Raw genomic sequence first — 23,098 nt, forward strand, 5'->3', positions numbered from 1 at the left:
TTGGTACGAATATTGGTACGAATACGACACCGCCAAAACAAGCCGATTATATCAGTCGCTATACCAACACAGCATTGTCCACCTTGTCATCTCAGATGCATAGCGTGATGCAAATCAATCGTGGTCTAGACAGTCATCTGCTTGGTATACGTCCGACAGATTTGAAGTTTGGTAAGCATTTTTGGGTAAATGCTGACCGCTCTCACGAAACGGTTCATCATTCTGACAACCATCGTCAATACAAAAAAGATGAGTCATTAAAACAGGTTGGTTTTGATGCGGTGCTTGATGATACTAATGTGGCGGTCGGTGGTGCGTTGTCGCATACTCAATCAAACCAACAATTTGCCGATAGAATCAAAGCAGAAGGTGATACACACATGGTATCTGTGTATGCTCGTACGCAGATGGGTAAACGTTTCTTTACCATTACTGATGCCAGCTATGGTAAGGGTAAAAACGTCATCACATCAGCAGGCGAACAGGCAACCACACACCAAAATGTGAAGAGTGTGGGTCTAAGTGCGGGCATGAATATTGAAACCCCAGTCGTGGACATCCAGCCTTCTGTGGGTGTGCGTTATCACCACTTGTCTAGCACTCATTATCACATGAATGGTGCAAGTGCTTATATCAGTGATGTGGATTTGGTGAGTTATAAGGTGGGCGTGGCGTTAGAAAAAACCATGCCACTATCTAACGGCTTGACTATTAAACCATCTATTGCCAGCTATTATGTGGATAGCAAAGACAAGCAAGGTCAAGTTACCATGAATGGCAAACACAAATTTACCCAAGAATTTGGTAGTTATGGCTATCATGAAGCCAAACTTAGCATTGGGCAAAAATCGTGGGAAACTGCGGTAAGTGCCACCATTGCTGATGGTAGCGAAGTGGACAAACGCAGTTCTGTTGGTCTTAAATTCAACTATAAATGGTAAGCCATTTGTATTGATAATCAAAACCCCCAAATTGGGGGTTTTTTGATTAATGAAAGAAGGAATATGATTTTTGTAAATAAAAAAACCAGTCTTACGACTGGTTTTTAGAACATGGCAGAGGCGGCTGGACTCGAACCAACGAATGTCAGGATCAAAACCTGATGCCTTACCAACTTGGCGACGCCCCTATATAGGACGCATATTATACCAAAATTTTGGGTGAATGCAAGCGTTTTTTTAAATTATTTGAATAATTTTACAAAAATTGCAGGGCAGGGGGCATTTTTTATCCACATATGTTTGGTTTCATCATTAATATTTGGTGTTGGCAAAAAGACCACCGAACCCGTACCTGTCATGCGTGCAGTGGTGCAAGTGATGTCTTCTAATCCCTTTAAATAAGTCAAGGCGGTGTGAATGTTGGGAGAAAATTGGGTGGCTAATGGCTCAAATACATTACCAAATCTGTCATCAAGCTGATAAAAATCCACCTGTGCTAATTCGTCATGGGCGTATAAGATACCATCTCGTTTCAATTCATCTTTGGCAAAAAATTGGGCAGTGTTGATGTGGGCATCTGGCATGAGTAGTAAAAATTCACAATTTGGCAAATCTATCCCAAACAGTTGTTCGCCAATACCCTCAACAATCGCCTCCGTTTGATGAGTGTGTGCAAAGATAAAAAATGGCACGTCCGCTCCGAGCGTTGCCCCAATATTGATAAGCTCATCGGTAGATAGTCCGATGTCCCAAAGCTCATTGAGGCTGATTAGGGTTGTGGCACAGTTGGACGAGCCACCGCCCAGCCCTGCTCCTGTGGGTAAATGTTTATCTAGATGAATGTGTAAAGGGTGAGCGTGGTCAGGAAATGTCCGTGCCAGAGTATGTACGGCTTTGTAGATGAGATTGTCTGCCACATTGTCAGTAAGATTGTCCGCCCCTGTCAGTGTGAGTAGGGGGGTATTGGGTGATTTTGCCATCTTGTCAAAAGTTAAAAAATCCCCAAAATCCACTCGGCAAAATACACTTTGTAAGTTGTGATAACCATTTGGGCGTCTGCCTGTGATGTGTAAAAATAGGTTTAGTTTGGCGGGGGAAAATCGTTTCATGGTGTTGCTTGGTGATTGATGGTGATGATGGCTTTATGTCCATCTGTATGGGTCATCGTGATACGGCTAGGCAATGTGCTTTTATAATCAAAACTTGCAAGCCAGTCGCCATTTTTGCTTTGGGTGAGTTTGTTATTATCAAACACACTATCTGTGTCGCCTTGTGCAGGTTTGCCCATGACCCAGTAGGGAAGTTTGTCAATGGGGGCGTGCCAACCTGTTGCTTTAAACAGCAAATCATTGGGATTGTCCGCTTCTATCTGGGCTTTATCTGTTGCCAAAGTAGCTTTGATGCCATCATAGCGAATTTGGGTTGAGCCAATGCCCAACGCTCCTGTCAAATTGATGGCGAAACGCTCGCCCTCTTGCGTCCAACCATAAAAGGCGCTGCCCCCTGTTTTGCCATCTGGGGTGTGGGTGGTAATGCCAATTTTGCCTGTGATGTTGAAGGCGATTTTTTCGGTATGTACCACAGGCGGGGTGGTAGATTTTGGTATGGTTTGGCAAGCGGTCAATGTGAGTATGCTTGCCATGATGAGTGTATGTTTTTTCATGATAAATCCAAATTGCAATCATGTATTAATAAAGTTTTAAATATGGTGAATTGTATTCAAAAACAAACAAATGTTTTTTGTTTGTGGTGAGCCAACCGTAACGAAAAACCGCTTCACCCGAAGGCTTAGCTTGGGGCGAACGGTTTTTTTGTATGATTTTGATGTGAATTAAGTATGATACTACGTGCAGGGGGGTAATTGCAATTGACTTTTAAAAGAGAGTTGATGAAATAAAGAAGAGGGTTTGGGTGTTTTTAATGCCCAGATTGACATTTGGGACGTGAGATGGATTACCACGCCCTATGTGTTTAAAAACTGTCAATTGGCAACCTTTTCTTGGTGTGTTGATGTGAGGTTGGGTGTGCTGGGTGTGTTGCTTTTGAGTTCGTCCAATAAGGCTGTAACTTTGTCATTTTCGTTCAAGCCTTGATAGGCTTTGAGTAACAAAATCCCAGCATTGAGGTCGTGGGTGTTTTGGTAGGGGGTTTTGATGTATGCAATGACGCTTTTGTAGTCCTGTTGGTTTAGGGCGTGATTAGCAAGCAACATCAACGCATCAAACTGCAACTGCTCGTCATAGTTGGGGTCTGATTCGCTGATTTTGCTGATGGTGGTAGCAACTTTTAGGGCGTCTGTGTCGCCAGGGTTTTGTAGTAGGCGTAGTTTGGCATCACTAAGTAGATACTCGTGATTGTAGGGGTCAATGCTGATGAGTTTGTTGAGCGTTTCTCGTTTGTCATCGTTGCTTAGTTCGTTTTCTAGCAGTTTGTAGCTGGCAAATAACAAACGGTCATCATCTGGGTTTTCACGGTTGGCACTGGTGAGTAGGTTCAAGGCAGATTCTTTTTCGTTTTGACGCATTAAAATTTCTGCTTGCAAAAGATAACTGTCTGTTGCGTAGATTTTGTATTCGTCACGCAATCTAATGAGTGTGGCTATCGCCTTATCCACTTCGTCATTGACCAAATAAAAGCCTACAACTTTGGTGCGTGCGTCCAAAACGTGTTCATAGTCTTTGACTTTTTCGTAGTATTCACGGGCTTTATTGATGTTGCCACGCATTTCGTGACTGACACCAAGATAATAGTTGGCTCGGCTTTGGTAATCACTGTTGTTGAGTAGTGGCAACAATATCCGTTCGGCTTTGGCATATTCACCAATATCCAACCCTGTCAATGCGGTTAATAAAATGATTTCTGGGTCTTTGGTGGATTTGTTGGCGATTTGGAGTAATTGCCACGCACTTTTTAAATCACCTTTTTCAATCAAATGATGAATTTCGTATAAATGCAGTTCTTTGTGCATGGGCAGTTGTTTTCTTTTGGCACGAACAAATTGCCATAACTTATCGTCTTTATTGCTTAGTTTTAATAAGTCTATTTTTAGGGTGATATAAGATAAATTGGTGGGGTCTTTGCTTAAAGCGGTATCCACATGAAGCAGTGCTGGCTCATAGTCGCCAAGTCGCATGAGTAGACCTGCTCTTAGTACTGAAATGGCAGGATTGTTGTCGCCAACGGCTGTCAAAGCATTAAAGAGTTTTCTTTGGCTGTCGGGGTCGTCAGGGATAATCCCTGTCAAAATCTGCGTCAAATCGGCGGTAGCGTCATAATTTAAAATCATGGCAAGCGTTTGGCTGGCTTGGTTGTAATCGCCTGCTTTTAGTGCCAAATGTGCCACATAAAACCATGCAGGAATGTGGTCTTGGTTTTGTTTTTGCCAAGCGGTTGCAAAAGCAAGAGACTGATTTGGCTCCTCATATTCAATGGATAAAGATAAGGCACGCTCAAAGACGTTGGTGGCATTCTTTTTAAAACTTTCGGCTTTGTAGATGGTGAGTGCTTCTTTGATGTTGCCTCGATCGGCAGAAAATTCAGCAGACAGTAGGGCAAGCAAATCAGGCTCACCCAGCATGGCAGTGCTATCATCGGCAATGAGCGTGTCATCAAGTAAAACGCTAGGCAGGTCAAGGGTTTTTTTGGTGCTTTTATCGTCTGCTATTTCTTCAATCACATAGTCATCATCACTACCATCATCAATCACACTAGGAATCTCGTCCATGTCATCTGCTGATGTGTCGGTGGTAGGGGCAGGTTCTTTTTTGTAAAATGGCAAAATGATTCTTAGGAGTGAATCAAACATGCCCTCGCGATTGTCTTGTTTGGCAGAGACAAATGCTGGCATCAGCAACGAACAGCACAACAATGGTACAAGGTATTTTTTGGCGGTTTGTGACTTGGGGAATTTTGTGGGAAGTTTTTGCCACAGAGGGCTAAGTTGTTTGGATAAACTAAATAACGTGCTAAACGTGGACGACAACGCCTTTTTGAGTGTCGTAAGAGAAAAATATTTGCGTTGTGGTGTGTTTGCCATAATAATCCCAAAATCCATCGATGGCGTTTAACTTGTGATATTATAAAGGTTTTTTGAGATAAAATAAAGGCAAAAAAAGACCCACCGAAGGAGTGGCGGTGGGTTTGAGGAAAAAAATACAATGTTGCGTAAATGGGGTGGGTACAAAATTTTTCAAGGGAAAATACATTAAAATTTAAAAAGATTGTGTTTATTTGCCTAATTTTTCAAAAAATTGTTATAATATCAGATTGATTTTTTTTATAATTTGTCATGAAATTAGCCGTCATTGGAGTCAATCACAAAACCGCCCCAGTTTCTTTACGTGAGAAGCTGTCTTTTGGCGTGGATATGGCGGACGCTTATGACTCACTCAAACAACTTCCCCAGTTTTGCGGGTCGGTCATTGTTTCTACCTGTAACCGCAGTGAGATTTATATCGGTTTTGATGATATTGATGAGACCGATGACAACATTAGCTCCCAAAGCCAAAACGTACGGACGTGGCTTGCTGATTTTAAAAGGTTGGCATTGCCTGAAATTTTACCATTTTTATATGTGTACGAAGACACAAAGGCGGTCAATCACTGGCTAAGGGTTGCCTCTGGGCTTGATTCAATGATTTTGGGTGAGCCACAGATTTTGGGGCAAATCCGTCAAGCAGTAGCATTTTCAAAAGACGTGCAAGCGATGGGAGGGAGCTTTCATTGGCTTACCCAGCAGATTTTTGCCTCTGCTCGTAGTGTTCGCCGTGATAGCAGACTTGGCGAACAGGCGGTTACGCTTGGGTTTGCGACTGCCAAATTGGTTACGCAAATTTTTGATGACCCCAGTCAGATAACCCTACTCATCGTAGCATCAGGCGAGATGAATCGGTTGGTGGCACATAATGTCGCAAGTCTTGGTATGACACGCATTATCATTGCCAACCGTACTGTTGAGCGAGCCAAAACCCTCCAAGACGAACTTGTGGAAATGGCAAAAAATGCAGGGCGAACGGTGTCAGTAGAATGTGTGGGACTAGATAGTCTGGCACAGGTATTGACACAGGCGGACGTGGTGAGTAGTTGTAGTGGTAGCATGAATACGCTCATTGATGTGGCGATGGTCAAACACGCCCAAAAGGTTCGCCGTTATCGTCCATTGCTGATGGTGGATTTGGCAGTACCCAGAGACATTGAGCCAGAGGTGGCAAGGCTTGATGATGTGTATCTGTATTCGGTTGATGATTTACAGCATGTCATTGCAGGTAATATTGAGGAGCGAAAACAAGCTGCGGTAGAAGCTGAGCTTATGGTTAGTCAGTTTACCACACGCATTGAGAACCAAATGCAGTTGGTGAATGCCAGACGATTTATCAGTGATTATAGAAGTGAGGCAACCACTCACAAAGAGCGTCTGCTTGCTGTTGCCAAAGAGCGTCTGGCACAAGGAGAAGATGCCCAAACTGTACTTGATGAATTTGCCCATGCACTCACACAAACATTAATCCACCCACCCTCTCGCCTAATTCGCACCGTTGCCACAAGTGCTGACACGCAGGTGTTGGATGTGGTGGTAGAAGGGTTAAAAGCCTATCGGCATCACCACAAGCCAACATAAGCCTTCATAATCTTAGATAATGCTTGGTTGGTTCTTTTCTCATTTTTATCTTTTTATCATGCGATAAGTGATGGCGTTGTCCGTCTGTTCACGGATAAAATAACGGTCATTTAGAGGGTGTTGGGCAACATAATCCATTCTATCTAGTTGTAAAATCTCATAACCTAGACTGCTTAAAAACGTCATTAACATCTCCCTTTGCTCTCTATAATCCTCTGTTGCCCACGCCTCAAACAAAATGGGTGGGTATTGATGTTTTTTCAAAAAATCTTGCCCATTTTTTAAAATATCCAACTCTAAGCCCTCAGCATCAATCTTGATGAGTGAGAGTGTGGCGTTGTTTGTATGGTGGGGGGGGGGGTGGCAGGTTGTCTAGACGAATTTGTTGGACTGGGTGTTTGTTTTTGGTCAAATGTATGTTTTCTAATGCGGTGTATTCAGCTTTTAAGGAATAAGCACCAACATTACTAGCTTGATTAAAATCCACTTCAACAATATCAATAAGTTTGTCTTGTTCACCCAAAGCATATTGATAGGCATAGCAGTTATCCAAACGGTTTAAAAAGATGTTGCCACACAACTGATAATAAACAACACGCTGTGGCTCAAAGGAGCTAACTACACCGCCATAGGGTGCGATGTGTTTGGCTATTGGTATGGTAAATGCCCCTAAGTTTGCCCCAATGTCTATCACCCATGGGTGTTTGATGTCTGCCAAAAATAGCTTTGAAACGTTTAAGATGTGGTCTTCCCATACGCCATGCTGATAAATGTGTTGCGAAATAATGGTGTCATTGACGGATAATAAAAAGTCCGCATCACGACCTTTGATGAGATTAATGCGTGGTAACATGGGTTTTCCTAATTGATTGACACTGGTATGGCGTGTGATTGTGTGAGGGTGGCATAGTTATTTATAGTCAATTAAACCCAAAATGCACCACATTAGGTTTTTTGTTGGGTTTCCCAAGCTTACTTTGAGCAAAAAACCTTTGTTGGATTTTGAATTGAATATACTATAAATGGCTAAAATTATAGGGGGAATTTGGGTTTTTGGCAAGGGATTTTAAAGGTTATGGGCGATGGTTTTTTCGTTCGATGTCCAATAATTGTTCTATCCTTGCTAATTGTTCTAGCCCTTCGGGTTGGCGTGGGTGTTTTTTGTGTTGGATAAATTTGTGCAAATAACGCCGAACCACTTCGAGTGTTTCTTTGCCATAAGGGTGATTTTGTAGATAGGCATTGGCGTATAGCAGTTGAGCATCCGCATCGACCACGGCGGATTTTTCTAGCCAATACCAAAATTGGCTGTCGTCCTTAGCCGTGCCAATGCCGTCTCGATACATCAGGCTTAGATTAAACTGGGCTTCGTGGTGGTCTTTTTTGGCAAGTTTTTCGGTAATGGCAAAGGCGGTCTGATAATCGTGGCGATTTAGGGCGGATTGGGCTTTGTTGAGCAAATGCCTTTCATAAGACGACCATACAAAAATGACCGTTGTGATGGCAAAAGTAATCACATACGATACAAGAAAATCTTGTTCTTTATCAAACACATAGTTATAACACACCACCACTAAAAAGAATAGGGTGGCACACACAAAAACCCCAACAATATTCAGCAGTATTTTTATCATCGCCACATATTCCGTGATTATTTAGGTTGGCATTCCACCACTTGCCCTTTGACACCCACCGCCTCATCAGTCATTAGATAGACGTAGGGCGACATGATTTCTTCGGGGGTTTTTAGGGTCATGGGATTTTCACCAGGGAAGGCATGGGCTCTCATGTTGGTGCGGGTCGCCCCTGGATTAATGCAGTTGAAGCGGAGTGTGGTGTGGTTTTTGGTTTCTTGGGTAAAAATTTCACACATACCCTCTACCATTTGTTTGGATAGGGCGTACGCTCCCCAAAAAGGACGAACTTTTGCTACACTACTGCTGGTAAACACCACCGAACCGCTAGGCGATGACATCAGTAGGGGAAATAGGGCTTGGGTAAGCATAAAAGCGGACGTGCTATTGATACGCATGACCTGCTCAAAAGTAATGGGGTCATACATTTCAAGGGGAGTCAATGCCCCCAAAATCCCTGCATTGTGTAAAATACCGTCCAGTCTGCCTACTTCGCCTTGAATCAGATTGGCAAGCTCATTCATCTGAGCAAAGGTGGCACGCTCCAAATCTAGGGGGATAATCGCAGGCTTGGCAAGCCCCATGCTCTCAATGTCATCATAGATGACTTCAAGTTTCTCTTGGGTTTTGCTAAGCATGAGTACGGTTGCCCCAAGTTTGGCATAGGTATAAGTTGCCACTTTGCCAATGCCGTCTGATGCCCCTGTTACCAAGATGATTTTGTCTTTTAGGCAGTCAGCTTTTGGTGTGTAGTTGCGAATGTGGTCGTGGTTTTGCATGGTATGTTCCGTATGTTTTATTATTTAAAATGACAAAGCTCTTTGGCGACACCATAAAAAGCGTGCATATCATTCATCGGCTCAAAGTCGTTTTTGGGTGGTATGATGATAGGTGGGGCATTGTCATCTACATAGTGCCAAGTTATGCCTTGTAAAAATGTCTGGTCGGTACAGTTGATGATGCTGATGTTTGCCACATGACCCGACATCTTTTTGCCATTTTTTAAAAAATAAGTAAGTGTCTTAAATTTGTACAAAGGTGAATTTGTGTCGGTGGTGGGTCGATAATCCTTGCCTACTTGCACCGCTCCTGCCACGTCTGCCAAGGATTGTACGCTATTTGTATTATTGATGAACTGGGTGCGTACAACCTGAAAATCATCGGTGGGCATAAAGGCAAAAGTCGGCAAGGCAAATAAGCCAAGCGATACGCCACCTATTAACTTTTTAAACATGACAAAATCCATTGGCTAAGCTTGTGTGGTGTCTCCACCAGCACGTCCGCCCCCCAATCTTGGGGATTTTCGTCAGGCACGATGTAGCCAAAACCTGCCACGACAGTCATCATGCCTGCTGATTGCCCTGCTTGAATGTCTCTGATGTGGTCGCCGATATAAATGGCGTTTTTGGGGTCAATGTCAAGCTGACGACACGCCAAAAACATCGGCTCTGGGTCAGGTTTGGTATTTACCACATCATCAGGGCAGACCAGTACCGCACAGCGTTTGGTGAGATTTAATTTATCTAATAAATTTTGTGCCAAATATCTAGGCTTGTTGGTAACAATGCCCCATGCGATGCCTTTATTTTCTAGGGTTTGTAAAAGCTCATCTAGTCCATCAAATAGCCGAGAGTCTACGCAGATGTCTTTTTCGTATAAATCCAAAAACTCTTGGCGATAAGCAAGCAGTCGCTCATCTGTATTGGCAGCCTGTGCCAATTCATCACCAAACATGAGGCGTACCATTGCCCTAGCACCTGCTGATACCTGCTGACGAATGGCTTCGTCAGTGGGGCAGGGGTGGCTGTGTTTTTGGCACATGATTTTGATGATGCGAATAAAATCAGGGGCGGTGTCAATGAGTGTGCCATCTAGGTCAAATAGAATGGCCTGAATGTCGTGTGGTGTTTTGATGTTGTTCATGACTGTTTGTCCTTTTGATTGCCTTTTTTAAAGGACATCATGTAATTGACATCTACATTGGCATTAGATAACCAAAAACGTTTGGTGATGGGGTTATAATGCAAACCTGTCATATCAAAACGCCCAAATCCTGCCCTCACCGCCATACCGTCTAGCTCGGCAGGTGTGATGAATTTGTTAAAGTCATGCGTGCCTCTATCCAAAAGGCGTAACACATATTCTGCTCCCACGATGGCAAATAGGTAGGATTTTGGATTGCGGTTGATGGTGCTCATCACACAAATGCCGTTTGGTTTGAGCAGTTCAAAACAGGCGGTAATGATGGATTGGGGATTTGGGACGTGTTCTAGCATTTCCATGCAAGTAACGACATCGTAGGTGCCTGCTTGCTCTTTGGCGAGCTCTTCAATGGCGATACAGTGAAAATCTACATTGTCCACCCCTGTTCTTTGAGCATGGATTTGACCTGCTTGTAGGTTTTCTGCACCCAAATCTACCCCCAAAACTTCTGCCCCACGCACTGCCATGGCGTGTGATAAAATGCCACCGCCACAGCCGACATCAAGCACTTTTTTGCCGTTTAATTTTGAGCCAAAAAAGGCATGCGTTTGGTCTTCTATCCAGTTCAATCGCAAGGGGTTAATGTCGTGCAAGGATTTAAAAGCACCGTTTTTGTCCCACCATTCGTCCGCAAGACGGGTGAATTTACCAATTTCATCAAAATCTACATTTTGTGTGGTCATGAGCTATCCATTTTTATCAAAACATGACTATCTTACCATTTTTTGATGAATTTTGCCTGTTTTTAAAAATTTTTACATAATACAACGGTTCATTAATAATTCTATTACCTATTTTTGTCAAAAATAAGTTAAACTATGCCAACTTATTTTGTTTTTAATTTATCCCTTTATTTTAAGGAAAATGCCATGAAAATCATTCCTACACTCACCGCTTTGGCTTTTGCAGTTGGTTTGTCTAGTGTTGCTCACGCCAATTTTGTAGAAGGTCAAGATTACCAAGTGCTACCCAATCCAGAAAAAATCGCAGGTGATGTCATTGTGGTGCGTGAGTTTTTTTGGTATGGTTGTCCGCACTGCTATGCCTTAGAGCCACATATGCAGGCGTGGGCAAAAACCCGTGCCAAAGACGTGGCATTTTTTCGCACGCCTGCTGCCATGAATCCAGTTTGGGAAATCACAGCTCGTGGTTTTTATGCAGCACAGCTTATGGGCTTTGAAGAAAAAACTCACCAAGCCCTATTTGATGCCATTCACAAAGATGGCTTAAAGGTTGATCGCTCGCCAGAAGCGTTGGCGGACTGGTATGCTTCGCAAGGGGTGGATAAAGCCAAATATACCAGTTTTTACAACTCTTTTGGTGTCAATGCCAAGATTGAGCGTTCCAAACAAGGGGCAATCCGCTATCAACTGACTGGCGTACCTGCGGTGGTGGTGCATGGCAAATATGTCGTTACAGGCGAAGATGCCAAAGTTACCCAAGTGGTTGATTTTTTGGTTAATAAAGTGCGTGAAGAGAAAAAATAATTTTGGTGTATGAAGCCACAAATAAAACGCACTTTTTTGGTGCGTTTTTTATGTTGATGTTGTTAATGGCTTTTAGCGAGTATTAATTGTTTGTCATGAAATTGATGTAGTGTGCCACGATGACCAACACTGATGATGATGGCGTGTGGTAGGGTTTGGTGTATGAGTTGATAAAAATAATGCTCGGTTTCTTCATCTAGGGCACTGGTAGCTTCGTCCAGATACAGAACGTCAGGGCGTGCAAGCATGACTCGCACAAAGGCGATACGTTGTAATTCACCCAGTGATAGACGATGTTGCCAATCTGCCATTTCGTCCAAATGTGATGTCCATTTATCTAGTTTGCAGACGGACATGGCGTGTACCAACTGCCTATCATTTGCTATTAAGTTTGGGTAACACATTGCTTGTCTTAGCGTGCCTTGTGGCACATAAACTCTTTGAGGAATGAATAAATGAGTGCCTTGCGGTGTATGTAATTCACCTGTGGTAGCAAAAGGGCAAATACCTGCTATGGCTTTTAATAACGTGGTTTTGCCTGTGCCTGATGCACCTTGTATGAGTAGTCGCTCACCCTTTTTGACTTTTAAACATACTGGCGTGATGAGTGGTTTGTTATCAGCCCCCATAATGCCAAAGTTTAGCAGTTCAACCCAAGCATCTGTTTGTATGGTTTGCGTGGTTTTTGGGGCAGTCTCACCCAGTGTCTCCATGCGATTTAAAAACCCATGCAAACGGTTGAGTCGTGCTTGATATAGTGTAAAAGTTTCATAAAACAATCTAAAAAACGACAATGCTCGCATAAGACGGTTGAAAGATTGTACGGTTTGGTGCATATCACCCAATTTAATCTCGCCTGCAAAAAATCTAGGGGCTTGGAGCATGAGTGGCAACAACATGGCAAATTGTGTAACACCTGTATTAAAGCCGTCTAGCCCTAGCATTCGGCGAACAATCGCCCAGCGATTGCTGATAATGGCGTTAAATCGCACTAATAAATGATGTTTTTCTTGTTTTTCGCCGCCATAAAAAGCAATGCTCTCAGCATGGTCAGCCACTCTGATGAGTGAATAACGATAATCACCATGCAAGCGTTCTTTGTCAAAGTTAAGTTTAATCAAAGGCTTACCAATCCACACCGACAGTGCGGTTGCTACGATGATGAATGTATAAATAAAAAATACCACACCCTTTGGTATGGATAGCCCAAACAACGATAAAACCCCAGACAGACCCCACAAAATGATAGTAAACTCAATAATACTCATCACCGCATTGAGTACGCCACGCATCATCTCAACGGTGGTGGCGATGAATTCTTTGGCATCTTGTTCAATACGCTGATCTATGTTGTCAGGTGTATGTGTATGGCGTAGTCGGTAGTAGTTTTTGTCTGCCAAATAGCGGTCTAAAAGTACAGTGTTGAGCCGTTCTAGCCATTTGATTTCAAAGGTTTCGCCAATAAACCTATCCACAACCTCCTGAAACACCTTAAACATCATTAAACTGGCGTTCAATAAAGCAAAAAACCAAAATGCCTGTGCATTCATGTCTTGCAATGAGCTGTATAATTTGTTGTAAAATTGGGTATTTAGGACGCTAATTTTTACTTCAAGCAGAACAAAAAAGATGAGTAGCCCAATCATGATGAGGGCATTGGTGGTGTTTTTGGTGTTAAGGCAAGGACGAGTGATGTGCCAAAATTTTTGCCCAAAGGCGGTGAATTTTAGCCCGTAGGCAAAGGCGGACAACGACACCGTTACCCAAAAAAATGCTTTAAATAGCCAAAAAATCGCCGTGATGAGTTCTGCTTGCCAATCCACGTTCGCCCCAGTGTTAATATTTTACAAATCGAACCCTTTTTCATCACGAAAAAGGGTCTTTGGTTGGTTTAGTATTTAAAAGTTAAAGTCGCACGTACGTTGCGTGGCTCACCATAAGAGACAAGCTGACTGTTTGGTGATGTACCAACCAAATAATCTTTGTCAGTAAGATTTTTTACCGCCAAGCCAACCCCCCAGTTTTTACTCTCATAACCTGCCTTGGCATCAAGCACGGTGTAGGCAGGCAGGTCAATAAAACTGTTGCCACGCCATGCGGTGCGGTCGCCTTGATAACGAATGCCACCACCAACATACCAGCCTAGACGGTCAGGGCTAAAATGGTATTGGGTGGAAACAGATGCAGAATGTTTGGGGATTTGGCTGATACGCTGTCCGATGTCAGTTGTGGTTGTGGATTGGAGGATTTTTGCGGTTGGAATGTAGCTGTATGAACCTGAGATGTTCCACTGGTTGTTCATCACATAGGCGGTTTCAAATTCAAAGCCTTTGGTGCGTTGTTTGCCTACGAGTGCCGAATAGTTTAAAGAGTTGCCATTGGCATCATAGACGGTCTCGGCGACATTTTTGCGAGTGATGTCATAAACAGATGCATAGCCTTGTAAACGGCGGTCAAAACCTTGAAATTTTATGCCAATTTCGGCATTTTGACCTTTTTCTGGGTCAAGTACGTTGCCGTCCGCCCCAACATCAGTATTTTGTAAAAATGACGTACCAAAACTGACATAAGGAGCAAATTTGCCTTGATAATCATACATGGCAGATACGTTACCAGTTATGGCAGAATCGGTGGCTTTGGCAGTTTTACTGACAAGATTGTCTGTTTGCTTGGTGGTTGCCCAGTCATGACGAAGGGTCGCCCCAAAGATAAAATCATTAAAACGCATGGTGTCTTTTGCGTACAGACCTGCATATTGGGTATGTGTGAGCCAATCACGAGTGGTCGTTACTCTGCCTGTACCTGAAAAATCATATTTTGGCTCGTCTGCATCAAATCTTTCGTTGGCGTTGGCACGAGTAATCACATAACTACTTTTTTCACGCAACAAATCAAGACCAACTGTCACATCGTGGTTGATGTTTCCTGTGCTAAAATATGCCTCAATGCGATTATCCATGGTCAGCATGGTGTCGTTTTTGTCTTGGGTATTGACTTGGCGAGTGATGAGACCGTCCCTATAAAAGTTGGCATAGTTATTTGCCAATGTAGGGTTGCCGTCTGTGTCGGTTTTGGTATAAGCAAAAATGGATTTAAAAGTATAGTTGTCATTGATGACATGCGACAAATCATAACCTAAACGCAAGGTGTTTTGTTTATCCACATTTTGTGGCAAGCCAAAAAAGGTGCTAGGCGGATATTTTTGGTGGGCATTACGGATTGTTTTTTCGCCTGTCAGTTGATTTATGGTGTTGTTGTGTGGCAAACCTTGCTGGCGAATATACTCACGCCATTGGTAACTGCCTAACAGTGTCAAATTGGTTTTGTCGCCCAAGTCAAATGTATAGCTTGGTGCGATGTAATTGTCCTTAAAATATACATGGTCGGTAGCATCATCACGGTCAGCAAAACGTCCATTGAGGCGAAATGCTCCCTTTTTACTTGCATTGGGGGCATAGTTGAGATCATAAGAGAACTCTTTGGTGTTAAATGTACCAAGCGAGATTTTACCTTTGGCAAAAGTCTCATCATCAGGGCGTTTGGAGGTGATATTGACGATACCACTTGGCAGTGCCATGCCATAGCCTGTGGTGGTCGTGCCTTTGATGACTTCAATGCTGTCCGCTCCTGCCACGTCCCATGCACGTAGGTTATTTGATGACATTTGTACACGCATGCCGTCCACGTACATCTGATTGGACGATACTTGCCCACGAATGATAAAGTCGTCCCAACCACGTCTGCCCTGCACACCTGACGATACGCCTGCCACGTTTTCCAAAAGCTCGGCAACAGTGTTGGCTTGTTTTTGTTCAACTTGGGGTGGGGTAAATACGCTCACCGATTGGGCGGTGTAATACAAGGGTGTGTTGTCTTTTAGAGAGTTAGGTTTAATGGCGACATATTTACCTGCATCTCTAGAAATGCCAATGGTCATCGCATCTAGCTGAACTTGGGGGGTGGTGTTGGCATGGGCAAAATTGGCAAAAATGGCAAATGCTAAGAAAGAGGGGGTAAATTTTAACATGGGTCATGCTCAAAAGTAATGATAAAACGCCCAATTATAACATGGGGTGTTAATGCAATACTATTTCAAAAGAGAATTTTTATCATTTAACTTGTTGAGTGGGTGAATATGATTTCACCCTATGATACACCTTTTACCATATTCACAACGACAAAATCGCCACTTCTTTGACATAGCTTTCAAAATCTGTTTGGCTTTCTGTGAGTAACTCGTCATCACCCAAATGCTTGGCGTAGGCTATCCACAGTAGAAGCTGGTAGATGCTGTTGTATTCAGCTTTGCTGTATTGTTTGACAAATTGTTTGATTGTGCTGTCGTCAGTCAGTTGCAGGCGGTTGAACCACGTTTGGATTTTGGTGCGTTGCTCGGGCGTAAAAATAATCTCAAACAACGCCTGCGTGAGTTCGTGGCGGTCTTCTTCAATGATGAGTTTACCCACTCGTTTAATTTGGCGGTTTTTGGCGGCGTGGCTACTGATTTGGGTGAGATGGCGTAGCTCGTCCAAAAAGTATTCGCTTGCTGGTAATTGGTCCAGTTGTTTTTTAGAAAGTTTGGATAGGGGTTCACACAAGGCTTGTAGGCGTTCGTGCGATTTTTTGATTTCGGTGCGAGAGACTCGCATGTCTTGTTTTGACCAGTCAATGTTCATAAAATACTCAAAAATTAATAAATAAATTACCAGTACCGTTTTTCACGGTGCTTGACGACAATTGGCATATTGGTAGGCAGGCGAGATTTGAGCAATTCACCGACTTTTTCGGCGACATAGACCGAGCGGTGCTTGCCTCCTGTACAACCAATGGCAACAGTAACCAGATAGCGGTTGTTATGCAAAAATTGTGGTAACCATTTGCCTAAAAAATCACCAATGTCGCTTGCCATGTCGTCCACTTCTGGGTAGTCAGCAAAAAAGGCTTTTACCTCATCATCACGCCCTGTTTTGGCTCGTAGAGTTTCTTGCCAGTGAGGGTTTGGCAAAATACGTACATCAAAGGTAAAATCAGCATCAATGGGTGTACCATGCTTAAAGCCAAACGATAGGATATTGACCGTAACGATACTGTCTAATCCTAGATGTTGGCGAATTTGTTCTTTGAGTTCGTGGATATTTAGGGTGCTGGTGTCTATCTTGATGTCAGCATGAATAGCAATGGGTTTGAGTAACTCAATCTCACGAGCTAAGGCATTGGGCAGATTACCTGCGGTGGGTAGTAGGGGGTGAACCCGCCGTGTCGCTCCAAATCGTGCAACCAGTACGCCTTCTTGGGCGGTAACATATAGGATTTTGACAGCGTTTTGGTAGCGGTCAATCAAGGTCTCATACACGCCTTCAAATGCAGACAAATCAGCATTGGGGTTTCGCACATCAATGCCTAAGGCAACTTGTTTGACGTTGTTGGCAATCAGGTCATCAACTGCTTGATTGATGAGTGATAGGGGCAAATTATCAATGACATAATAACTAAAATCTTCTAAGATATTAAGCACTGATGTTTTACCAGAGCCTGACCGCCCTGAGACGATGATGATTTGGAGGGGGTTATCAGGTGCAAATGTAGTGTTTGTCATAAGGATTCCGTGATTGTTAGTCCTTTCATGTCATGTGACAATGTTAATTCGTTGATTTTTTGACCATGGATAATGAGTGTGTCATCAAGTTCTAAAAGTGGCACTAATACAAAATTACGCAACAAAATCTCTTGATGTGGCACAGTCAAGCGGTCGTTTTGGATGGTGTGGTTGCCATAGAGTAAAATATCTACATCAAGACAACGTTCACCCCAATGCCGAAGTCGCACTCGCCCTGCACGATTTTCTAGGTTTTGACAAAAGTCCAATAAATCAAGCGGCGCTAGATTTGTGTCTGCTTTTAACACTGCATTGATAAAATCAGGTTGGTCAGTTACGCCATAAGCTTTTGATGAGTATAGTGATGATGTGGCGACATTTTTAAAATACTCACTGTTTTTAAAGGCATTTATGGCATTTTTTAAATGCTCTTTGGGTGTGCCGTGCTCGTTGGCGATATTGCCTCCAAGTCCGATATAACAAGTCGTCCAGTCCATGCCTATTCTCCTGCTCGTGGTTTGGCATTGGATTTTTTGCGTTTTTTGGGCTTGTCGGCTTTATTATTTTTTTTGACTTTATCTGTTTTGGTTTTTTTGGGTTTTGTTTTATCGGCTTTGGGTGTCTTTGACGTTGCTTTTTTGTTTTTTGGTTTATGGTCTTTTTCACCTTTTGCTTTGTCTAATTTATCCTTTTTGGCTTTTTTGGGTTTATCGGATTTGGTGCTGTCCGTGTCTACTGCCGTAGCTGGCAAATTGTCAGTACCTTGTTGCTCTTTGAGAGAGAGTGTTGATGATGGTTGACGTTTGCGATAACGTTGGGCAGGAATGTATGGCTCATCATTAGCAAGCAATCGCAAAAAGTCCGCTTCGGTATGGCTAACAGGGGCAAACACTGGCACATCAATGGCGTTATTTGCAATTGGTGTTTGGCGTGGGCGTGGTTTGGGTGGTGTGTTGTCAGGGTCAGGCATTGTGATTGGGGTGGTTTCGGGTTCAAATACCCCAAAATCCACTCTGACACGGCGGTTTCGGCGAGTGGTTGGCGCGCCCTTGCCCTCACCAAACTCCTCTATCATCATCGCTTTGCCTGTCTGGCTTTGTACTTGGTATTGTTGCCACCATGCTCCCATGCTGTTTGTCGGTTCGGATAATGCACAGTCGTCATGATTTTCACGCATGACCAAAAAGTCAAATCCTGCACGGAATTTGGCGTGAGTGGCAAGCGTGGCGATTTCTTTGAGTTTGGGGTTGACAAGTTTGGGTTGAAATAGCCAAATACCTGCAATAAAATCTTCGGCAAACTTGGGAATGGCGGTTTTGATGCGTTGGTCATTCATGACTTTTGCGACTGCTTTGGTTTGGGCGTCAAAAAAGTGCAAGCCTTGCTTTTTAAATTTTGCCAACGCGTGCAAATAATTTTCCCACAACAATACCGCATAAAAGAACGCAGGATTTGCCCCTTTATCTTGGTTAATCCGCTCATCGGTGTTTTTGGCGATAGCCGTCATTAGGGCGGTAGGAGCAGTTGGAGCGTGGTTCATGAGGGTTTGCATTGCCCCATACTCAAATAAAATGGGCAACAAGGGCGACAAGTAGCCACCGCCAAACATCTTTTGGCTCTCGTCATATAGGCGGTGAGCAGAGACTTGCTCTAACAAAGCCCAGTTGGTATCGTTGAATTGTTTGGCAAGAGATTTGTCAAAATCAAATCCAAGTTTAGCTTTGAACCGCAACGCTCGTAATAGACGGACAGGGTCTTCTTCTATGCGTGTCTTGGCATCACCCAAAAGCCGTAATGTGCCGTTTTTAATGTCATTTACCGCCCCACAAAAATCCAAAACCTCGCCTTTAATGGGTTGATAATACAACGCATTAATGGAAAAATCTCGGCGAGCAAAATCCTGCTCTATCGTTCCCCAGACGTTATCACGGGTAATCATGCCTTCATCGGTGGTGTGTGTGTCGTCTTTGGGTGGGGCTCTAAATGTCGCCACCTCAATCAGCTCACGCCCCGAATAGACGTGAGCAAGTTGGAAACGTCTACCGATAATGCGACACCGCCCCCCAAAAATCGCTTTAATCTCGTGGGGGCGTGCATTGGTGACCGCATCAAAATCCTTAGGAGCAAGTCCCAAAATGCCGTCTCGCACTCCACCCCCTACAATGTATGCCTCAAAACCTGCTTTGGTGAGGGTGTTGATAACTTCCACAATGCTATGCGGTAACGAAGATTTGGACAGTCCAAGTGATTTGGCACTATGGCGTGTGGGTGTTAATTTGTGTTTTTTGGGTAAGCGTGTCGCCACCGTTGATTCTCCAAATGTTTTTTTAAATATTATTTTAGATTGGTTTATTGTACCTTGTCTTTATCAAAAAAGCTAATATACTGTGAGCCGATGTCGGTTTTTTTCTAGGGTTTTTTGACCTATGCCTTTAACTTTTGTCAAATCATCTACACTCTCAAACCGCCCAAACATTTCACGATAGTTCACGATAGCCACAGCAGTTTTTGCACCAACACCTGTCAGTGTCGCAAGTTCACCCACGCTGGCGGTGTTGATGTTTACTCGCTCGCCACGCACTTTTTGGGTGGTTTGTTCGCTGATGAGTGCTTGATAGGCGAGTTTGGGGTCAGCGTAGCATTGGTTGGCGTGGGCATGGTTTATCATCATGCCAAAGATAAGTATGCCAAGAGATTTATGGAATTTCATCATCAGTATCATCATAAAGGGCGATAAAAAATATCGCCAAATTCGGTGTGTACTGCTACTGCATACCAAAAATGGTTGTTTGGTAATTGTGATTTATCATCAACGGCTCGCCATGCTTTATTGGCTTCGTCATAATAGACCCATTTAAAAGAAATGGCTTTAATCTCAAAACCATTTGGGTGCGTTGTGAGTAATTCTTTATTATTGCCATTGACAAAGGTTTCATTATTGGGGTTGGCAATGATGTTTTTGTTAAAAATATGAGCAAATTCTTCCAATGCCAACAAAGGTGTATCGGTTTTTCTGTCAATCATATATAAATATTGCTCATTGCCCCAAATACGGTCAAATTTGGGCATTGCCAGTACATAATAATCCGATGAACACCATAAATGATAACTTCTCAAATCATGATGTTTGTGTTTAAAAAATCCATCATTGATATGAATGTTATCACCAATCACCTCAAAATGACAATCGCTGTTTTTACCGCTTTTATGAAAGGGTGAATTTTTACTAAAAATATTAGTTAATTGTTCATCTTTTAACGCATTGCTTGCTCGTCTTTGTTCTTTGGTGAGTTTATTGTTAAATTCATCATCATGTATCACGATGTCATCATGGCCGATGAGTAAATGATGATAGAGTTTAAATTTATCTTTTATCATGTGATGATAATCGGGGTGAAATTCTTGGGTTTTATTATAAAATTTGTCATAAGTATCTATTTTATGACTGCTGGCACGCCAAAGACTTGCTTTATTTTCGTCCAATAATTCATAATCAATCCGTGTGTCGGTGCGATTGATGTTAAGATAATAATTGGGCTGTTTTGCTAAGGATTGTTTTATCATGTTGGGACAATGATACTTAAAACAAACGTCATAATGACGATATAGAAATCCATTCACCTGATAATTTTGTAAAATATCAACATCATCAGGCTCTACGGCTGGGTTTTGATTAAGTTCAATGACAGTATCGTAATCCACCTTAACATCAGGCAATGGCACATAAGGAATACCAGATGGTTGATGATTGGTATATAAAATATACTTATTAAAATATTTTTCTTTTTCTAATTCATTGGCGGTTAGGTATTTTTGGTATTGCAAATAACCAATTGCTCCATATCCCAACACAAATAACACAATAAATACACGATAGTTGATTTCAATTAAAAACACTTTTAGAATATGATGAATAGGCAAAATAACAAACGCACAAAAAATCCAGTAGTGCGAATGATAAATGTCATTGCCAAAATACTGTTTAAACTTCCAGTCAGACATTGTTGGAAAAGCGTGGATAAAGAATGCAAACAACACAAATGCAAAAATAATTGTCATTATGTGCTTTATGTCATGAATTGGACTGCAATCATCTTGATTGACTAGACCTAACAATAACAAAACAGGATAAATATATAATCCCAATGACAAGATTGCTAATAAGATATATCCTTCCCACAACATCTGAAAAGCAAGAACCATTGGATAAAATGCAGACATCGAAATTATGTCAAAAGCCCAATCTTTTCCTTCCAACAATAATAAAATATTTGGCAATAACATGCCTATTAAAAACCAAAATAACGATATTAATGCCACTGCTAAATTATTGTTTTTATTTAGGTGATTGTAAAATTGTTTAATGGTGTTATTTGGCATTTTATGTCTCCTAATTATTTCTCCAATTCCTTTGCCATTTCCCAAAACTTATCCATTTCTTTTAAATCCACTTCATCAAAACTTTTGCCACTTTCAATCAAAGATGTCTCCACAAAGGCAAAACGTCTTTTAAATTTGGCATTGGCGTTTTGTAATGCCATTTCAGCATCCACGCCCACATGACGAGCTAGATTGGATAGGACAAATAACACATCGCCCAATTCATTGGCGATTTTGGCTTTTTGGGCGGTGGTCAATTCATCGTGTTTATATTGAAAATCATTCGGGGGTAATTCGGCTTTTAATTCGCCCAATTCTTCGTTTAATTTATCCAATACCCCACCCAGATTATCCCAATCAAAACCCACTTTGCCTGCTTGTTTTTGTAAATTTTGGGCGGTCATGAGTGCCGTGCCTGATTTGACTTCGGACAATAGGCGTTTTGGGCGGTCTTTGTTTTCAAGGGCTTTGATTTCGTCCCAGCGTTTTTTGACGTCTTCGTCCGTACGCAGATTTTCTTTGTCAAAGACGTGGGGGTGTCGTCTTATTAATTTTTCCATTAAAGTATAAATCACATCGCCCATGTCAAATCGCCCTTGCTCACAGTACAGATGTGCATGAAAAACCACTTGCAGTAACACATCACCAAGCTCGCCTTTGATGTCGTCTGTGGCAAGCAAGCTTTTATCATCATTAGCAATGGCATCTACAAGCTCAAATACCTCTTCAATGGCGTATTTTTGCAAACTGTTGTTAGTCTGTTTGGCGTCCCATGGGCAGTCGGTGCGTAGGCGTGCCATGAGTGTGAGTAAGTCGTGGAAGTTGTGGCTGGGATTCATGTGTATTTGTGTTTTGAAAAGTTTTAAAGTTTCATTATATCATGATGTAATAGCAAAAGACCATTTGATTTATTTGGAGATGGGCATGAATAATGAAGCTAATTTGTATTTGATTTTTGAAACTTTATTTACTCAAAAGAAATATGCTGAATATATTCGTTATTTTGTAGAAAACCAAGAGCAATATAAGCGTGCCACCACTTTGGATAATGAAAAAAAATTACAAATTCTTAATTGGTTGGCAGAGTCATTTATCCAAGAAAAGGATTTGGTGCAAGCCAAACGGTTTTTTGATTATTTGATTAAGGTTGCCCCACATGATAGCCGTGCTTATTTGGGCTTAATAAATCTGATGAAAGATGAGAAAAATTGGCAAGAATTAATTGGGGTGTGTCAGTTGACTCAAACGTATTGCCCAAACCTTTGGCATTCCTACTGGTGGGCAGGTCATGCTTATAAAAGTTTGTGTGAGTATGATAAGACAGAAACTGAATTTAATCGTTTGATTGAATTGTTTCCCAAAAATCCCAAAGGGCGTGAAGGTTTAACCCAGCTTGCCCAATCTCAACAAAATAACAATAACTAATGCACCTTCTCCATTTTTTCGGTATAATCATCTGA

At 42.3% G+C, this 23,098-nt stretch carries 23 protein-coding genes and 1 tRNA gene; 4 read left to right on the forward strand and 20 right to left on the reverse strand.

The window, feature by feature from the left end; translation table 11 throughout:
• Positions 1-941 (forward strand): autotransporter outer membrane beta-barrel domain-containing protein (locus MOB01S_RS03470; RefSeq protein ID WP_157073878.1); only part of this gene is annotated, 941 nt, incomplete at its 5' end.
• A 112-nt stretch (positions 942-1,053) separates the two neighbouring features.
• Here MOB01S_RS03470 and MOB01S_RS03475 read toward each other — a convergent pair.
• The 4 genes from MOB01S_RS03475 to MOB01S_RS03490 form a co-directional block, all read right to left on the reverse strand.
• Positions 1,054-1,129: transfer RNA gene (locus tag MOB01S_RS03475), tRNA-Gln, on the reverse strand.
• Positions 1,130-1,183: 54 nt separating this feature from the next.
• On the reverse strand, positions 1,184-2,050 hold the full coding sequence (gene ispE, locus MOB01S_RS03480; RefSeq protein WP_066801696.1) for a 4-(cytidine 5'-diphospho)-2-C-methyl-D-erythritol kinase: 867 nt from the start codon (positions 2,048-2,050) through the stop codon (positions 1,184-1,186).
• Entirely contained in the window at positions 2,047-2,604 is a 558-nt protein-coding gene (locus MOB01S_RS03485; protein ID WP_066801698.1) for an outer membrane lipoprotein LolB, read from the reverse strand. The genes ispE and MOB01S_RS03485 overlap by 4 nt, the downstream gene beginning before the upstream one ends.
• A gap of 318 nt (positions 2,605-2,922) precedes the next feature.
• Positions 2,923-4,977, reverse strand: a complete 2,055-nt coding sequence (locus tag MOB01S_RS03490; protein ID WP_066801700.1) for a tetratricopeptide repeat protein — start codon at positions 4,975-4,977, stop codon at positions 2,923-2,925.
• 252 nt (positions 4,978-5,229) lie between these two features.
• Between MOB01S_RS03490 and hemA the strand changes: the two genes are divergently transcribed.
• The gene (gene hemA, locus MOB01S_RS03495) at positions 5,230-6,558 is read left to right on the forward strand and encodes a glutamyl-tRNA reductase (protein ID WP_066801701.1); all 1,329 of its coding nucleotides are present in this window, start codon (positions 5,230-5,232) and stop codon (positions 6,556-6,558) included.
• 45 nt (positions 6,559-6,603) lie between these two features.
• On the opposite strand, the gene MOB01S_RS03500 is transcribed toward hemA, so the two are convergent.
• From MOB01S_RS03500 to ubiG, 7 genes are all read right to left on the reverse strand, one after another.
• Positions 6,604-6,852, reverse strand: coding sequence for an RNA polymerase alpha/RpoL/Rpb11 family protein (locus MOB01S_RS03500; protein WP_066801710.1), 249 nt, complete (start codon positions 6,850-6,852; stop codon positions 6,604-6,606).
• Positions 6,853-6,868: 16 nt separating this feature from the next.
• Positions 6,869-7,411, reverse strand: coding sequence for an FkbM family methyltransferase (locus MOB01S_RS03505; protein WP_066801713.1), 543 nt, complete (start codon positions 7,409-7,411; stop codon positions 6,869-6,871).
• Between the two features lie 220 nt (positions 7,412-7,631).
• On the reverse strand, positions 7,632-8,192 hold the full coding sequence (locus tag MOB01S_RS03510; protein WP_066801715.1) for a tetratricopeptide repeat protein: 561 nt from the start codon (positions 8,190-8,192) through the stop codon (positions 7,632-7,634).
• A 17-nt stretch (positions 8,193-8,209) separates the two neighbouring features.
• Positions 8,210-8,971 carry a YciK family oxidoreductase gene (locus MOB01S_RS03515; protein ID WP_066801717.1) on the reverse strand — a complete coding sequence of 254 codons (762 nt, stop codon included), beginning with the start codon at positions 8,969-8,971 and terminating at the stop codon, positions 8,210-8,212.
• A gap of 20 nt (positions 8,972-8,991) precedes the next feature.
• Positions 8,992-9,426, reverse strand: coding sequence for a hypothetical protein (locus MOB01S_RS03520; protein WP_157073880.1), 435 nt, complete (start codon positions 9,424-9,426; stop codon positions 8,992-8,994).
• The gene (locus tag MOB01S_RS03525; protein ID WP_066801720.1) at positions 9,411-10,115 is read right to left on the reverse strand and encodes an HAD family hydrolase; all 705 of its coding nucleotides are present in this window, start codon (positions 10,113-10,115) and stop codon (positions 9,411-9,413) included. The genes MOB01S_RS03520 and MOB01S_RS03525 overlap by 16 nt, the downstream gene beginning before the upstream one ends.
• Positions 10,112-10,858, reverse strand: coding sequence for a bifunctional 2-polyprenyl-6-hydroxyphenol methylase/3-demethylubiquinol 3-O-methyltransferase UbiG (gene ubiG, locus MOB01S_RS03530; RefSeq protein ID WP_066801722.1), 747 nt, complete (start codon positions 10,856-10,858; stop codon positions 10,112-10,114). The genes MOB01S_RS03525 and ubiG overlap by 4 nt, the downstream gene beginning before the upstream one ends.
• A 186-nt stretch (positions 10,859-11,044) precedes the next feature.
• Between ubiG and MOB01S_RS03535 the strand changes: the two genes are divergently transcribed.
• Positions 11,045-11,662: a thiol:disulfide interchange protein DsbA/DsbL gene (locus MOB01S_RS03535; RefSeq protein WP_066801724.1), complete on the forward strand. Its 618-nt coding sequence runs from the start codon at positions 11,045-11,047 to the stop codon at positions 11,660-11,662.
• Positions 11,663-11,724: 62 nt separating this feature from the next.
• On the opposite strand, the gene MOB01S_RS03540 is transcribed toward MOB01S_RS03535, so the two are convergent.
• The 9 genes from MOB01S_RS03540 to mazG all read right to left on the reverse strand — a co-directional run bounded on the left by MOB01S_RS03540 (position 11,725) and on the right by mazG (position 22,477).
• Positions 11,725-13,485: an ABC transporter ATP-binding protein/permease gene (locus MOB01S_RS03540; protein ID WP_066801726.1), complete on the reverse strand. Its 1,761-nt coding sequence runs from the start codon at positions 13,483-13,485 to the stop codon at positions 11,725-11,727.
• Between the two features lie 68 nt (positions 13,486-13,553).
• On the reverse strand, positions 13,554-15,689 hold the full coding sequence (locus MOB01S_RS03545; protein WP_066801728.1) for a TonB-dependent siderophore receptor: 2,136 nt from the start codon (positions 15,687-15,689) through the stop codon (positions 13,554-13,556).
• Positions 15,690-15,831: 142 nt separating this feature from the next.
• A complete protein-coding gene (gene yjgA / locus MOB01S_RS03550) occupies positions 15,832-16,338 on the reverse strand; it encodes a ribosome biogenesis factor YjgA (RefSeq protein ID WP_066801729.1) in 507 nt (168 codons plus the stop codon).
• Between the two features lie 26 nt (positions 16,339-16,364).
• Positions 16,365-17,258, reverse strand: a complete 894-nt coding sequence (gene rapZ, locus MOB01S_RS03555; protein ID WP_066801731.1) for an RNase adapter RapZ — start codon at positions 17,256-17,258, stop codon at positions 16,365-16,367.
• Positions 17,255-17,755: a 2-amino-4-hydroxy-6-hydroxymethyldihydropteridine diphosphokinase gene (folK, locus tag MOB01S_RS03560; protein WP_066801733.1), complete on the reverse strand. Its 501-nt coding sequence runs from the start codon at positions 17,753-17,755 to the stop codon at positions 17,255-17,257. Before folK ends, rapZ begins: the two co-directional genes overlap by 4 nt.
• Before the next feature lie 2 nt (positions 17,756-17,757).
• Positions 17,758-19,563, reverse strand: a complete 1,806-nt coding sequence (gene pcnB, locus MOB01S_RS03565; protein WP_066801737.1) for a polynucleotide adenylyltransferase PcnB — start codon at positions 19,561-19,563, stop codon at positions 17,758-17,760.
• 72 nt (positions 19,564-19,635) lie between these two features.
• A complete protein-coding gene (locus MOB01S_RS03570) occupies positions 19,636-19,971 on the reverse strand; it encodes a ComEA family DNA-binding protein (RefSeq protein WP_245639991.1) in 336 nt (111 codons plus the stop codon).
• Positions 19,972-19,979: 8 nt separating this feature from the next.
• A complete protein-coding gene (locus tag MOB01S_RS03575; RefSeq protein WP_157073881.1) occupies positions 19,980-21,317 on the reverse strand; it encodes a hypothetical protein in 1,338 nt (445 codons plus the stop codon).
• Between the two features lie 335 nt (positions 21,318-21,652).
• Entirely contained in the window at positions 21,653-22,477 is an 825-nt protein-coding gene (gene mazG, locus MOB01S_RS03580) for a nucleoside triphosphate pyrophosphohydrolase (RefSeq protein WP_066801743.1), read from the reverse strand.
• 85 nt (positions 22,478-22,562) lie between these two features.
• Here mazG and MOB01S_RS03585 point away from each other — a divergent pair, with 85 nt between their 5' ends.
• Positions 22,563-23,063 carry a tetratricopeptide repeat protein gene (locus MOB01S_RS03585; RefSeq protein WP_157073882.1) on the forward strand — a complete coding sequence of 167 codons (501 nt, stop codon included), beginning with the start codon at positions 22,563-22,565 and terminating at the stop codon, positions 23,061-23,063.
• Positions 23,064-23,098: the final 35 nt, after the last annotated feature.

Origin of the sequence: Moraxella oblonga NBRC 102422 (assembly GCF_001598275.1) — a bacterium.
GTDB classification, from domain to species: Bacteria; Pseudomonadota; Gammaproteobacteria; order Pseudomonadales; family Moraxellaceae; genus Moraxella; species Moraxella oblonga.

Coding starts and splice junctions, on each gene's coding strand:
- MOB01S_RS03575 (WP_157073881.1), bottom strand. CDS start 21,317: ATGACAATTATTTTTGCATTTGTGTTGTTTGCATTCTTTATCCACGCT.
- MOB01S_RS03505 (WP_066801713.1), bottom strand. CDS start 7,411: ATGTTACCACGCATTAATCTCATCAAAGGTCGTGATGCGGACTTTTTA.
- ispE (WP_066801696.1), bottom strand. CDS start 2,050: ATGAAACGATTTTCCCCCGCCAAACTAAACCTATTTTTACACATCACA.
- folK (WP_066801733.1), bottom strand. CDS start 17,755: ATGGACTGGACGACTTGTTATATCGGACTTGGAGGCAATATCGCCAAC.
- hemA (WP_066801701.1), top strand. CDS start 5,230: ATGAAATTAGCCGTCATTGGAGTCAATCACAAAACCGCCCCAGTTTCT.
- MOB01S_RS03525 (WP_066801720.1), bottom strand. CDS start 10,115: ATGAACAACATCAAAACACCACACGACATTCAGGCCATTCTATTTGAC.
- MOB01S_RS03515 (WP_066801717.1), bottom strand. CDS start 8,971: ATGCAAAACCACGACCACATTCGCAACTACACACCAAAAGCTGACTGC.
- MOB01S_RS03585 (WP_157073882.1), top strand. CDS start 22,563: ATGAATAATGAAGCTAATTTGTATTTGATTTTTGAAACTTTATTTACT.
- ubiG (WP_066801722.1), bottom strand. CDS start 10,858: ATGACCACACAAAATGTAGATTTTGATGAAATTGGTAAATTCACCCGT.
- MOB01S_RS03535 (WP_066801724.1), top strand. CDS start 11,045: ATGAAAATCATTCCTACACTCACCGCTTTGGCTTTTGCAGTTGGTTTG.
- MOB01S_RS03510 (WP_066801715.1), bottom strand. CDS start 8,192: ATGATAAAAATACTGCTGAATATTGTTGGGGTTTTTGTGTGTGCCACC.
- mazG (WP_066801743.1), bottom strand. CDS start 22,477: ATGAATCCCAGCCACAACTTCCACGACTTACTCACACTCATGGCACGC.
- MOB01S_RS03520 (WP_157073880.1), bottom strand. CDS start 9,426: ATGTTTAAAAAGTTAATAGGTGGCGTATCGCTTGGCTTATTTGCCTTG.
- yjgA (WP_066801729.1), bottom strand. CDS start 16,338: ATGAACATTGACTGGTCAAAACAAGACATGCGAGTCTCTCGCACCGAA.
- MOB01S_RS03570 (WP_245639991.1), bottom strand. CDS start 19,971: ATGATGAAATTCCATAAATCTCTTGGCATACTTATCTTTGGCATGATG.
- MOB01S_RS03490 (WP_066801700.1), bottom strand. CDS start 4,977: ATGGCAAACACACCACAACGCAAATATTTTTCTCTTACGACACTCAAA.
- MOB01S_RS03545 (WP_066801728.1), bottom strand. CDS start 15,689: ATGTTAAAATTTACCCCCTCTTTCTTAGCATTTGCCATTTTTGCCAAT.
- rapZ (WP_066801731.1), bottom strand. CDS start 17,258: ATGACAAACACTACATTTGCACCTGATAACCCCCTCCAAATCATCATC.
- MOB01S_RS03485 (WP_066801698.1), bottom strand. CDS start 2,604: ATGAAAAAACATACACTCATCATGGCAAGCATACTCACATTGACCGCT.